General features: G+C 71.5%; 10 protein-coding genes. 5 read left to right on the forward strand and 5 right to left on the reverse strand.

What is annotated here, in order from left to right:
* The 3 genes from AC1D15_RS06405 to AC1D15_RS06415 form a co-directional block, all read right to left on the reverse strand.
* Nucleotides 1–358 (reverse strand): hypothetical protein (locus AC1D15_RS06405; RefSeq protein ID WP_477825345.1); only part of this gene is annotated, 358 nt, incomplete at its 3' end.
* On the reverse strand, nucleotides 355–2,301 hold the full coding sequence (locus AC1D15_RS06410; RefSeq protein ID WP_477825346.1) for a cytochrome P450 family protein: 1,947 nt from the start codon (nucleotides 2,299–2,301) through the stop codon (nucleotides 355–357). The genes AC1D15_RS06405 and AC1D15_RS06410, both read right to left, overlap by 4 nt.
* A gap of 51 nt (nucleotides 2,302–2,352) precedes the next feature.
* Entirely contained in the window at nucleotides 2,353–6,414 is a 4,062-nt protein-coding gene (locus tag AC1D15_RS06415; protein ID WP_477825347.1) for an ATP-binding protein, read from the reverse strand.
* Nucleotides 6,415–6,611: 197 nt separating this feature from the next.
* On the opposite strand from AC1D15_RS06415, the gene AC1D15_RS06420 reads away from it, so the two are divergent.
* The 3 genes from AC1D15_RS06420 to AC1D15_RS06430 all read left to right on the forward strand — a co-directional run bounded on the left by AC1D15_RS06420 (nucleotide 6,612) and on the right by AC1D15_RS06430 (nucleotide 9,117).
* Entirely contained in the window at nucleotides 6,612–8,033 is a 1,422-nt protein-coding gene (locus AC1D15_RS06420; protein WP_465112134.1) for a CHASE3 domain-containing protein, read from the forward strand.
* Nucleotides 8,021–8,668 (forward strand): response regulator, encoded by a 648-nt coding sequence (locus AC1D15_RS06425; protein ID WP_197066791.1) that lies wholly within the window; start codon nucleotides 8,021–8,023, stop codon nucleotides 8,666–8,668. Before AC1D15_RS06420 ends, AC1D15_RS06425 begins: the two co-directional genes overlap by 13 nt.
* Nucleotides 8,669–8,745: 77 nt before the next feature.
* Nucleotides 8,746–9,117, forward strand: coding sequence for a response regulator (locus tag AC1D15_RS06430; RefSeq protein ID WP_047502129.1), 372 nt, complete (start codon nucleotides 8,746–8,748; stop codon nucleotides 9,115–9,117).
* Nucleotides 9,118–9,120: 3 nt separating this feature from the next.
* Here AC1D15_RS06430 and AC1D15_RS06435 read toward each other — a convergent pair whose 3' ends face one another.
* The gene (locus AC1D15_RS06435; protein ID WP_477825348.1) at nucleotides 9,121–10,821 is read right to left on the reverse strand and encodes a BamA/TamA family outer membrane protein; all 1,701 of its coding nucleotides are present in this window, start codon (nucleotides 10,819–10,821) and stop codon (nucleotides 9,121–9,123) included.
* A 278-nt stretch (nucleotides 10,822–11,099) separates the two neighbouring features.
* Between AC1D15_RS06435 and AC1D15_RS06440 the strand changes: the two genes are divergently transcribed.
* Nucleotides 11,100–11,444 (forward strand): hypothetical protein, encoded by a 345-nt coding sequence (locus tag AC1D15_RS06440; RefSeq protein ID WP_465112132.1) that lies wholly within the window; start codon nucleotides 11,100–11,102, stop codon nucleotides 11,442–11,444.
* A 73-nt stretch (nucleotides 11,445–11,517) separates the two neighbouring features.
* Here the strand turns inward: AC1D15_RS06440 and AC1D15_RS06445 are convergent, their stop codons facing one another.
* Nucleotides 11,518–12,273, reverse strand: a complete 756-nt coding sequence (locus AC1D15_RS06445) for a hypothetical protein (RefSeq protein WP_477825349.1) — start codon at nucleotides 12,271–12,273, stop codon at nucleotides 11,518–11,520.
* 164 nt (nucleotides 12,274–12,437) lie between these two features.
* On the opposite strand from AC1D15_RS06445, the gene AC1D15_RS06450 reads away from it, so the two are divergent.
* Nucleotides 12,438–13,033 (forward strand): hypothetical protein (locus AC1D15_RS06450; protein WP_477825350.1); only part of this gene is annotated, 596 nt, incomplete at its 3' end.

Raw genomic sequence — 13,033 nt, forward strand, 5'->3', positions numbered from 1 at the left:
ATCCGGTGTCACCCAGCCGCGTCGCGGCCTGCACCGGCGCGCCGAGGTGGAACGACGGCGCGAGCTTCTGCAGCACCAGCAGCACGCGCAGCGGCAGCTTCAGCGCCTCCAGTCCGCGGTACGTGAAGCCGATGCTCAGCTGCGGGCCGCCGGGCTTCGGATCGCTCGGCCGGTACGTCACGTGCCTGCTCAGCGCCGAGAGAAAACGGCGCGTCTGCGAACCCGTCCCGTTGAACTTCAGCAGCAGGTGCTGCACCCGCCGTTGCTTCGGCGTGCACAGCACGATGCGCTGGACGTGGTCGAAGTGATTCCCCCACAGCGCACGCGACGTGGCCGGCTTCAGCGGCTGCGCCTTCATGGCGTGACTCCCAGCACGCGGCGGATCTGCTCCGCCTCGAGCGCAGGGTAGGCACTGAAGAAGTAGCCCTCCGCCACCGGCCGGTCGTTGCGGCGGATCAGGTCGATGAAGGCGCCGGGGTACTTGTTGACCGGCATCGGCGGAGCGTCTTCGATGTGCTCGAAGATCTTGTCGAACAGCTCACCCACCGCCAGCGCGAAATGCTCGATGTACGACTCGAACAGCCCGTCGTACACCGTGTGCAGCACCAGCCGGTTGTCGTTCTCGATGAACTCGAACCACGCGAAATGGATGTGCCGCGACTCGAGCAGCGCCGTCTCGATGCGCGGTGCGCCGGCGCGGATCACCGCCTTCAACGCCTCGGCATGCAGGGCGATCGGCGTCTTCACGCGCATCGACACGTTCAGCGCATGCTGGCGATCGAGCCGGCAGGTCAGCGGATAGCGCTTGCAGGTGAAGCCCCAGCGCCGCTCCAGGCCGACCACGGTGCCGTCTTCCGGATCGAACGCCTCGGCCAGCCCGCGCAGCAGCAGCACGCGGCGCACGATCGCGCTGATCAGCGGCCGCGCCAGCTTGTCACCGATGCACGAATGCAGGCCATGCCGCAAAGGGCCGCTGTCGGGGCCGCTGTCGATGCCGAAGATCAGCGGATCGGGCGCGGGCGGCGGTGTCTTGACCTTGCCTTCCTCGTCGAACGAGCCGACGAAGGCCGTGCCCTTTGCGCGCAACGCCGCGACGATCGAAAGCACGCACTCCTCGCCCCTCTTCAACGTCACGCCGCCCGGCAGCGTGAAGTCCTCGGTCACGCGGCGCGGCAGGTAGGCGGCCGGCGGGTTCAGGCGCAGCGCCTCGGCGATCCAGGGCCACAGCTCGTTCGACGGTTCCCCGTAGGTGCGCGCCACGCCGCGCAACGCCTCGACCAATCCATTGCGAAAGAACTCGTGCAGCGCCGAGCAGACGGCCGCCTGCACGTTGCCGACCACACCGGACATCACGCCGACGACGATCACACCCAGTTCCTCGCCGCTCAGGTCATCCTCCGGCAAGGTTCCCGCCTCACGGGCGAGGCACCCGAGGCGGCGCATCGCCGGTTCGAACCCAGGCACCTTGTCGGTCCGCAGGTCCACGCCGGTCGGGAGCGTCTGCGGGCTCATCGTCGGGTAGCGCTGGTACTCGTCGATCAGTTCGCAGGCTCGCGTGAACAGCACAGCCATCGGCCCGCGCGCAGCGGCCACAGGCGCGGGGTCGCTGACGAAATGCCGGCCGAGGATCTGGTGCGTGAGCGCCATGTACGCACCCCGCAGCGCGCTCTCCAGCACCGGGTAATCGCCCGTGGCGAAGCCGAACAGCCGGCTGCAGAAGCGCAGCGCGACCTGCTCGGCGAACTGCGCAAGGTCGAAGGACGGCGCGCGCAGCCAGATCGGCTCGGCCTCGGCAACCGCCAGTTCGGCCAGCGCGGTCACCGTTGAGGGGTCATAGCGCAGCGCCTTCGCGGCAGCGGTGCGCTGGCGCTTGCGCAGCGTCTCGTGGTCGAGGCCCAGCAGGAAGGTGCCGGAACCGAGCTTGTTGTAGGCCTCGTTGCTGAAGGCATCGCCGTTGCGCAGCACGGCCGCGATGTCGTCGGCATCCAGCAGCATCCGCACCTTCCTGTGCCCGTAGGTCCGGTCGTGCCGCACCGGACTGCCCTCAGGCTCGTACTCGTTCTCGTGGCGGATCGCGCGGCTTGGAACCGTCAGAACGCCCTCCAGGCCCGGGCGTTTCAGCAGTTGCTCGAACAACGCATCGCGCTGCGGCGGCAGGCTCTGCGGATCGTGCGGCCGCAGGTTGCGCCAGTCGCACAGCCACTCGAACAGCATGCGGTTGCGCGCATGGTTGGTCGTCGCTGCGGCGTACCAGGTCGGCAGATCGACCGGCCCGGGCCGGAACTTCCTGTCGGTCGTCATCACCACCTCCCCGCGTTGCCGCCTGAAATACTCAACTGACCGAGCTCAACCTCAACTGATGGACCGCAGTAGCTCTCGCGCCTGTCGCAGATCGTGCGTCTCCAGCCCTTCGGTGAACGACGCGTAGGCCGGCTTCAGCAGCTGCAGCGCCTCGCGCGTGCGGCCGTCCTCGTGCCACAGCCGCGCCAGGCTGGTGGCGCTGCGCAGCGCGAAGCCGCGCTTGTGCTGCTGCATCGCGAGCTCGTGCGCCGCGCGCAGGCCCTGCTCGGCCGCCCGGCGCGCCGCCGGCAGCAAGAGGCCGTCGCGGCGCAGCGTCAGCTCGGCGATCAAGCGGCGCACCTCGGCTTCGTAGTAGCGCTCGCCGTGCGCCTGCACGATGCCCATCGCCTCGTCGAGCCGCGCCAGCGCCTGCACCAGGTCGCCGCCGCGCGCGAGGCCTTCGGCCAGCAGCGTCAGGTACAGCGGCCGCGTGACGACGGCACCGCTGCGCGCCCACAGCGCCAGGCCCTCGCGCATCTCGGCCACGCCCTCGTCGTGCCGTCCGCGCTCGCACTGCAGCCAGCCGCGCATCACGTGCGCATGCGCGAGCCACACCGCGAAGCCGCCTTCGTCGCAGATCGCGATCGCCTGTTCGGCGCAGGCCAGCGCCTGCGCGTGCTCGCCGCGGTAGCGGTGCACGTTGGCGGCGAAGCCGAAGGCCTCGCCGAGGCTGAACTTGTGGTCGAGCGTGCGTGCGAGCTGCTGCACGCGGTCGATGCGCGCCAGCGCGTCGTCCGGGTGGCCGAGCTCCCACTGGCCCCAGGCCGAGTAGCACAGGCACATCACGCCCGGGTCCTGCACCGCGGCGCGGCGATGGTGCTCCGGCCGGTACACCGCCAGGCACTCGTCCATGCGCTGCACCGCGGCCAGCCCGTGCCCCTCGTGGAACAGGATGTTGGCCGTGGCCCAGCGCACCTGCAACCGCGCCATCGGGTCGCCGCCCTGCTCGGCCAGCGCCTCGGCACGCCGCGCGATCTCGTGCGCCCGCCCGAAATCACCGCGCATGAAGTGGTAACCCTCCAGCCCGAGCTGCGCCTTCAGCTGCGCGACCGGGTCGCCCAGCTCGTCGCCCAGCTGCTCGGCGCGCACGTAGGCCCGCTCGACCGGCGGCGCGCCATAGCCTTCGGTCGCGATGTAGCGCGACGCGAGCAGCAGTTGCAGGCGCAGCTCGATGCCGCGCCGCTCGCGCTCTTGAGTCGGTTCATGCAATTGGCTCCCCAGCAGCGCCAGCGCGCGCTGCAGGTGCTGGATCGACTCGTCGTGCGCCGAGCGCGAGGCCGCGAGCCGCGCCGCCACCTCCCACTGCCCGAGCGCCTCGGCCGCCAGGCCCGCCTCGGTCTGGTGATGGGCCAGCAGCTCGGGCTGGCGCTGCGCCAGTTCGGGCCACGAGGCGCGCAGCACCGCCGCGACCGCGCGGTGCACCTGCTGGCGATCGCGCGTCCACAGCGACTGGTAGGCGATGTCGCGCACCAGCGCGTGCTTGAAGGCGCAGCGCCGCTCGCCCGAGGCACCGCCCGCCTCGTTGCCGCCGACGCTGGTCAGCAGCCCCGACTGCTCGATCAGGTCGAGCTGCGCCGCCAGTTCCTGCGGCGTCATCGGCCGGCCGCCGTGCGCCAGCACCTGCTCCAGCAGCGCGACCGGGAACTCGCGCCCGAGCACGGCGCCGAACTGCGCGACGGCGCGCGCCGGGCCGAGCCGGTCCAGGCGCGCCATCAGCAGGTCCTGCAGGCTGCCCGGCACGTCGAGCGTCTGCGGCAGCACCTCGTCGAGCGTCGCCCTCTGCTCCACCGCCATGCGCGCCGATTCCTCGAGGAACAGCGGCACGCCGTCTGAGCGCCCGGCCAGCAGCCGCACCACGCCGGCCGGCAGCAGCGATTCGCCGCAGGCCTGCTTCAGCAGCCGGCGCGATTCGTCGGGGCGCAGGCCGTGCAGCTCGATGGCCTGGTGCACGACCGGCGGCTGCCAGGATGCCGCGGCGGAAGCGGCATCGTCGGTCGCGGTGCGCTCGGTCAGCAGCACCAGCATCGGTGCCTGCCCGCCGCTGGCCAGCAGGCGGCCGAGGAACTCGCGCGTCGACGGGTCGACCCAGTGCAGGTCTTCGACCACCAGGCAGACCGGCCGCGCCTGCGCCGCGCGCTGGAACCACTCGACCAGCGTCGCGAGCGTGCGTTCGCGCAGGCGCTCGGGCGTGCCGGCCAGCGGCTCGCCCGGCAGCGACAGCAGCGCCGCCAGCACCGGCAGCGCCTGCGCCGCATCCAGCCCGGGCGGCAGCGCGTCGGCCAGCTTGCGCAGGCGCGCCGGACCGTCGTCATCGTCGCGCAGCCCCAGCCAGTGGTGCATCGCGTCGATCACCGCATGGAAGGCGCTGCTCGCGTGGTCGGGCAGGCAGCGGCATTCGAACGAGCGCGCGCCGCGCGCCTTCAGGCCGTGGCGGAACTCGCGCACCAGCCGCGACTTGCCGATGCCGGCGTCGCCGCGCAGCTGCACCACGCGCAGCGCGCCGTCCTGCAGCGCGTCCCAGTGGCGCACCAGCGCGGCCAGCTCGTCGTCGCGGCCGACGAAGGGGGTGAGCCGCGGCAGCGCATCGAGCCGGTGCTCCTTGCGGTCGTGCAGCACGACGCCGGCGCGCTGGGCGCCCTCGATGCCCTTCAGCGCCAGCACGCCGTCCAGCGGCTGCACCGTGAAGCGATGCTGCACCAGCGCGAGCGTCATGTCGGAGACCAGCACCGTGCCCGGCGCCGCCTTGCTCTGCAGCCGCGCGGCCAGGTGGATCGACACGCCGACCGGCTGGCCGGCCATCACCGAGACGCGCCCGGTGGCGATGCCGATGCGCACCTGCACCGGCGTCGACATGCCGGCCACCGACTGCACGATCGCGAGGCCCGCCGCCACCGCCTGCTCGGCACTGCGCTCGCTGGCAGCCGGGTAGCCGAAGTACGACATCACGCCGTCGTCGCCCTGCGGATCGTCGGCGACGCCGCCGTGGCGCTCGATCTGCTCGATGCAGCGCTGGTGGAACTCGGCCAGCAGGCTCGCATAGCGCTCGCTGCCCAGCCGGTGCAGCCAGCCGGTGGAGTCGACGAAGTCGAACGACAGCGAGGTGACCTGGCGCGCATCGTTGCCGGCCGACGCGCGGGCGTCGGGCAGCACCAGCACCGCATCGCCATCGCCGTACAGCTGCAGCCACGGCGCGCCGCTCTTGTCATGCAAGCCGCGCGCTGCCCGCACCGCCTCGGCGATCGGCTGGGCCTGCGCGAGGCGCTCGCACAGCGCGCCGAACCAGCTGGGGGCCCCTTCCTCGGCGCTCGCGTCGCCGGGCGGCACGACCAGCAGGCTCGCCCCGAGCAGCGCCAGTTGCTGCGCGAGCAGCGCCAGCTGGAGCCCGGGGACCTGCCCGACGACGAAGAGCTTGGGCGGGCGCAACCACGTCACGCCGGCCAGCAACTCGTGCGGCGCACCGCTGTCGAGTCGGATCACGTCATGCCCGGCCAGCAGCCCGGCGATCGCATCGGGCGGCACGGCATCGCGCGCCAGCGTGGTCGACACGACGGCCGGGCTGTCGAGCGCCGGCAGCACCGGCCGGGTCGCCTCGGCGCGGCCGGCCGCATCGCCCAGCCGCAGCACCTGCAGCGGGCCGCGCCGCGGCACTCGCCGCACCGTGGTGGCCGTCAGGTCCGGTGGCGAATCGGGGTCGGCGGGCCGGTCGTCATCGACCAGCAGGTGCCGCGCGACCCGCCAGCGCTCGCCGAGCAGGCCGTGGCCGTCGCTGGCCAGCTCCCAGTGCAGGCCGTGCAGCGCCGCGCCGAGTTGCAGGTTCAGCCGGCGCGGCTCGCTGCCACGCAGCGTGGCACCGATGACGCCCGGGAACAGCTGAGCGAACAAGGTGACGCTCGCGTGCAGGTCGCCTTCAGCGGCGGCATGCGACAGCCGGCGCAACGCCGGCAGGTCGGGCACGGCCCGGGCATGCCGGCCCACCGATTGCCCATCGGTGATGAAGACATCGCAAGACCCGGATTCGTCCAGGCGCGCCGTGACGTGGAACGGCGGCAGATCGTGTGCTCGCGCACTGCGCATTCAAACTTCCCCCTGCGGGAAATCTAACCGCAAACGCGCCTGTCTGACACACTTTGCTACACGCCATCCGCCGGACTGTCGACCAGTTCCGCTTGCACTGTCATCCCCAATGTGTCGGATGGGTTGGAACCGGTACCGGCCCCGGCCGTCCGCGCATACCATGCACGACACCTCGGCTCGCCAGGGAGGGATGGCCCTTGGAATCGGCATCGTCAGAGCGCCCGGCCCGGCCGTGGTGGCGAACGGCGCAGCTCGCGCTGTGGCTGATCGTGGCCGGTGCCACCGCCTTCGGCGTGACCGCCGGCGCCGGCTACCGCGGCCTGCAGGACCTGGCCGGCCACGCCCAGGAGCGCCGGCGCGACGAGCAGACGCTCGGGCTGATCGACAGGACGCTCACGCTGCTGCTCGACATCGAGACCGGCCAGCGCGGCTACCTGCTCAGCGGCAGCACCGAAAGCCTGGAGCCGTACGAGCGCGGCAAGGCGAAGTTCCCCGACACCTATGCCGACCTGATGCAGCACCTGGCCACGCCGTCGGGGCCGCACGGCGACTTCGCCGCCGTCCGCCAGCGCATCGACGACCTGGTGCAACGCCGCATCGCGCTCGCCGATGCCCATGTGCTGAAGCGCCGCAGCGGCGACGTGGAACCCGCCGGCGCCGGCACCGACCTGGACGGCAAGCTCGCGATGGATGCGATCCGCGCCGAGCTCGATGCGCTCGCCGCCGTGCAGCGCGAGCACCTGGTCCGCCGCGACGCCGACGCCGCGCGGCTGCAGGCGCGCACCGCGGCGCTGATCGTCGCGCTGGCGGCCGGCGGCTGCGCGCTGATCATCGGCGCGCTGTGGCTGCTGGCCGACGAGCAGCGCCGCCGCGACCGCGCCGAGGATTCGCTGCGGCGCTTCAGCCACATGCTCGAGAGCATGGTCGACGACCGCACCGAGGAAGTCCGCTCGGCGCGCGACCGGCTGCAGTCGTTCGCGAAGCAGCTGGACGACAGCATCGAGGCCGAGCGCCGGCGCCTGGCCCGCGAGGTGCACGACCAGTTCGGGCAGATCGTCACCGGCACCAAGCTGGTGGTGCAGCAGCTCGCGCGCGACCACCCCGGGCTGCCGGGCGACCAGCTGGCCCAGCTGACCGGCATGCTCGACGAATCGATCGTCATCGCGCGGCGCATCGCGACCGAGCTGCGCCCGCCGCTGCTCGACGACCTGGGCTTCGGGGCGGCGGTGTCGCACTTCGCCGAGCGGCTGACGCAGCCGGGGCAGCTGGAGGTCACGGCCGAGATCGACGACGACGAGCAGCTGGAGAGCGACCGCGCGAACCAGTTGTTCCGCATCGTCCAGGAGGCGACGACCAATGCGCTGCGGCATGCGCAGGCGACGCGCGTCTCGATCACCGGCTGCGAGTTCCGCGGCCTGTACGTGCTGCGCATCAGCGACAACGGCATCGGCCCGCAGCCGGTGCGCGCCGACGCGAGCGGCCTGCGCAACATGCGCGAACGCGCCGCGATGGTCGGCGGCGCGTTCGAGTTCGGGCCGGGGCCGGACGGCGGGTCGGAGGTGGTCGCCCGCATCCCGCTGCAGCAACCGGCCCGCGTGGAGGAAGCATGGACGACATGAAGGTGCTGATCGTCGACGACCACCCGATCATGCGGCTGGGCGTTCGCCAGCTGATCCTCGGCGCCTGGCCGGACGCCCGGATCGAGGAGGCGACGACGCTCGCGCAGGCCTGCGAGACGTTCCTGGCCTTCTCGCCCCGCTTCATCGTGCTCGACATGGGGCTGCCCGACACCACCGGCACCGAAGGCGTCAGCCGGATGCTGCAGCTGGCCGGGCCGGTGCCGATCCTGGTGCTGAGCTTCAACGTGGAAGCCGCCTATGCCGCGCGGCTGCTGAAGATGGGCGTCGCCGGCTACCTGCCGAAGGACCGGGCCGGCGACGAGCTGGTGACCGCGCTGCGGCGCATCGGCGAGGGTCGCCGCTACGTGACCGAGGCCGCCGCCGACCACCTGGTCGACCTGCTGGGCGGGCGCTCCGCCGCCGGCGAGCCGCACGAGCAGCTCTCGGCCCAGGAGCTGCGGGTGATGCAGCTGATCGCCGCCGGCAAGGCGCCGGCCGAGATCGCGCAGCTGATGGGGCTGTCGGTGAAGACGGTGGGCACCTACCGGGCACGGATGCTGGAGAAGACCGGCTGGAAGAACAACACCGAACTGACGAAGTACTGCGTGGCCCGCGGGCTGACGGACCCGGGCTGACGTGTAGGCAATCGCCCTCCATCCGATCGCTACGGCGTCTGGTTCACACGCTTCGCGGCCCGGCTTACCCTGCCCGGATGCCGCTGAACGTCGTCATCGTCGAAGACTCGGAGCTGATCCAGAAATGGCTGGAGAGGCTGCTGCTGGCCATCCCGGGCGTCAACGTGGTGGGCATCGCCGCGGCGGAGGACGAGGCCATCGAGATGATCGAGCGCCTGCGCCCCGGCGTCGTGACGCTGGACGTGGCGCTGTCGCCCGGCAACGGATTCAACGTGCTGAAGGCGCTGCGCGAGAAGGGCAACGACTGCAAGGCGCTGGTGCTGACCAACCAGGACTTGGCCGGGCTGCGGCCGACCGCGCAGAAATACGGCGCGGACGGGCTGTACGACAAGAGCCTGGACGCGGCGACGGTGATCGAGCGCGTGCGGCAGTGGGCGAGCGGCCCCTAGGGCCTAGAAGCTCTCCTTGACCTCGACGACGAACTGCGCCTTCTTGATCGAGCGGTCGCCGTCCAGCGGGAACGCGACGTCGACGTGGATCACGTTGCCGAGCGAGGTGCGGCTGTTGCCCAGGCGCAGCCCGAAGCCCACGTCCCTCAGCAGCTTGTGCGACGCGTCCGGCACCGCGCCCTGCCCCCAGGTGCGGCCCATGTCGTAGAACACCGCGCCGCCGACGTTGAAGAGCCGGAACGGGTACCAGTTCGTGAACACGCGCTGCTCGGTCGTGAACAGCCAGCGGCCGTCGCCGCTCTGGTAGCGCAGCGGGTAGCCGCGCAGCCCGTTGTCGCCGCCGAGCAGCACCTGCTGGCCGTCGTCCAGCCGCACGCCGCGCTGCGCCGACAGGTCCATGAAGAAGCTGCGGCGCGCCGATTGCCGCAGGTAGTAGCGGCCCTCCGCCTTGAACAGCGAGTTCTGCAGCTGTCCGTCCTCGACGCGGCCGAGCGCCGAACCGGACAGCAGCAGCGTCTGCCGCGGCGTCAGCGCATGGCCCACCGTCGCGGCCAGCGAGAACACCGTGGCGCGCCGATCCGCGCCGAGGCCCGGCAGCGATTCGCCCAGCTTGCCGGTGACGTGCCAGCCGAGCGACACGTCCTCGGTCTTGCCGATCTGGTCCTGGTTGCGCACCTCGCTGAAGGCGTCCTGGATCAGCTCGAAGCCGATCCATGGGTACACCAGCGTGCGTTCGGTGCCGGGCGGCGGCGCCTCGTTCGGCGGCACGACCAGCGTCGCGCGGTGTTCGTCGTACGCCACGCCGGCGGTCCAGCGCGTCACCCAGCCGTCCTGCAGACCGGCGGACCAGCCGCCATACACCGACATCGTGCGCTCGCGCACGTCGAGCTGGCGGATCACGTCGCCGCGGTCGTAGACGGAATCGACCCGCTCCTCGTCGCGCACCTGCGAACCGGCGCCCCACGCGGTGTCGAGCGCATAGAACGGCCGCTTGACGGCCAGCGCGTGCACATGGCCGTCGCTGTTGTTGGAGTACTGGGCCTGCAGGTCCCACCAGCTGTCGAGCACGTGGTTGTCGTGGTAGCTCAGCGTCTTGCTGCTGCGGTCGACCTCCGACTTGAACGAGAAGCCGAGCTCCTTGCCGAAGCCGAGCAGGTTGGCGTCCTCCAGGCTGAAGCCGCTGCTGTTCTTGCCGCCCGAGCGGCCGAGCGACACGCCGGGGTTCAGCGTCCACACGTCCTGCGTCACCACCTCGAGGTCGACGATGCCGTCGTGCAGCGCGACCGGCCGGATGTGCGCATCGCGGAAGTACGACTCGCGGCGCAGGATACGCTCCGACTCGCGCAGCAGCCGCGGGTCGTACGGCTCGCCGGGCTTGAACAGCAGGTGCGACGCGACCACCGATTCACGCGTCAGCAGGTGCAGCTTGTTGGCCCAGCGGAACAGCAGCCTGTCTTCTTCCGGCAGGCGCGTGTCGAAGAGGTTCAGGCGCTGGAAGCGCACCTCGCCGATGCGCGCGCCGGCGGCCACCAGCGCCGCGTCGTCCGGCACCTCGGCCGGGCGGGGCTTCTCGAACTCGGGAGGCTTCGGCCGCGGGGGGCCGTCGTCCGCCTCCGGTTCGGAGGCCGCCGCGGCCGGCGGCTCGGCAGCCTGCGGCTCGGCGGCCTGCGCCGCACAGCACGCGGGCACGAGCACCGCCCCCACGCCCAAGGTCCACCTTGCCGCACACGAGCTCACGCACCACGCCATCGCTTCCCTTCGGTTGAACTGTTCGCCCCGCGTCGTCCCGACCGTCCAGGCATGTTAGCGATGACAAGGCAGTCGGCGTGCCCGGTCGATCCGACAGACACGCGATGTGGCGGCAAGGCACACGGATTGCCACCCTTCGGTACCGCACCTTTGGGTCTCCGGGCCAAAAGAGCGGGATGCGACCGGCAGGGCCGGCGCGCCACCTCTTCCAACACCTGCAAAGGAGTCACACCATGACAAAGCTCTCCACCACCCTGACCCTCGTGTCTGCAGCCGCCCTGGCAGCCGTCGTATCGCTGTCCTCGGCCCAGTCGACGACATCGGGCACCACGGCCGCCCCGGGCTCGGCAAGCGCCGACCAGAGCCAGCCGAACGGCCCGACGACGACGGAAAGCACGACGCCGACCAACCAGAACATGACGGCGCAGCCGACCACCCAGGACACGCAGGTCAGCCCGAACAACTCGAACAATGCCAACCCGCCGGCGACGCTGGAGAACCGGACGACGCTGGACAACAGCGATTCGTCCAGCACGATCGCGAGCGATCCGCTGGCACCGCGCGCCGATCGCAACTGATCGTCGCCACGTCGGCTTCGAGGGCCCGGCAGGTTCGCTCTGCCGGGCCCTCGTTTCATTTCATTCCAGGGGGTCAGCGGACGGCGGCCTGCGCCAGCTGGGTGGTTGGCGCGGCGGGCCGCGGGTCGGGCATGCCGAACACCTCGGCCAGCGTGCGGCGGTCAGGCACCAGGTACACCATCGCGCGGCCGCGGCTGAACATCGGACTGATCACGCCGTCGTAGAACGCCGGCGGCAGGTTGATGCAGCCGTAGCTGATGCGGTTGTCGTCGACGCCCGGTGACGCGAGGCGCTGCGCGCGACGCTCGCGTGGGTTGGTGGTGCGCACGCGGTGCATCGACACCGCGGCGTCGTAGTCGACCCAGACGATGTCCTCGCCGTTGGCGTTGTGGCCGGGCCGGCCGATGAAGCGGCCGGCCGGCGTGATGCGCTCGGACGGCTTGATGTCGGCGATCGGCCGCCCGCCGATGCCCGGCACCGAATCGTCGCCTCGCGCCGCGCCCAGCAGCGCCGGTGCCGAACCGAGCAGCCGGCCTGCCGCATCGAACGCGAACACGTGGGCGCGCGGCTTGTCGATCAGCACGAACGGCAGCCCGCGGTTGTCGGCGCGACTGGCGACCCAGTCGCCGAGGCGACGCACCTCGGCGGACGCCGCCTCGGCACCGAAATCCAGCGTGCGTTTCGCGTACACCGGCAGCGCGTGTCGCGCGTTGTGCGCGAGCCGCTCCGGATGAACCGGCGACGGCGGTTGCGCGATCAGGCTCAGCACGATCGTCGCCGCGCCCAACAGGCCCGCGTTCACCCACTCCAGCACCGGTGATGGCTTCATGCCGACGCGTGGCAATCCCCGTGCCCGTGGGATAGCCAGCAGCGTCGCCTGYAGGCCTGATGGCGCATCGAACTGCGTCCACTTTGTCGCGCTTTTCGACGCACGTCCCGAGACCGGTCTCCCTACGATCCACCATCTTCACGCGAGCGAGCCAGGACCCGCCCATGCGATTTGCAGGTAAAGCAGTGCGATCGGCAATTCTTGCCAGTCTGTGGGCATGGGGCACGTGGGCCTGTGCGGCAGCTTCGACATCCGACACGTCATCGGACAGTTCGCAGGCCTCGCCCGAGGCCCGGCTCGCGACGCGCTGGATCCTCGACCACCACGACAACCAGGGCAAGCCGTTCGCGGTGGTCGACAAGAAGGCAGCGCAGTTGCGCATCCACGCGGCCGACGGCCGGCTGATCGGCAGCAGCCCGGCCCTGCTGGGCCTGGCCCCCGGCGATACCGCGATCGGCGACATCGCGCACCGCGCACCGTCCAGCCTGCGCCCGTTCGAGCGCACCACGCCGGCCGGCCGCTTCGAATCGCAGCCCGGCCGCAACCTGCACGGCGAGGACATCGTCTGGCTCGACTACGCCGCCTCGCTCGCGATCCACCGGCTGCGCCCGGCGGCGCCCGCCGAGCGGCGCGCGCAACGGCTCGCGTCAGCCTCGCCGGCCGACAACCGCATCTCGCTCGGCTGCGTGGTCGTGCCGGTGGTGTTCTACGAGCAGGTCGTCGCGCCGGTGCTCGGGCAGGCGCGTGCGGTGGTCTACGT

The sequence above is a fragment of the Rhizobacter sp. P2_H2 genome, from assembly GCF_056403375.1.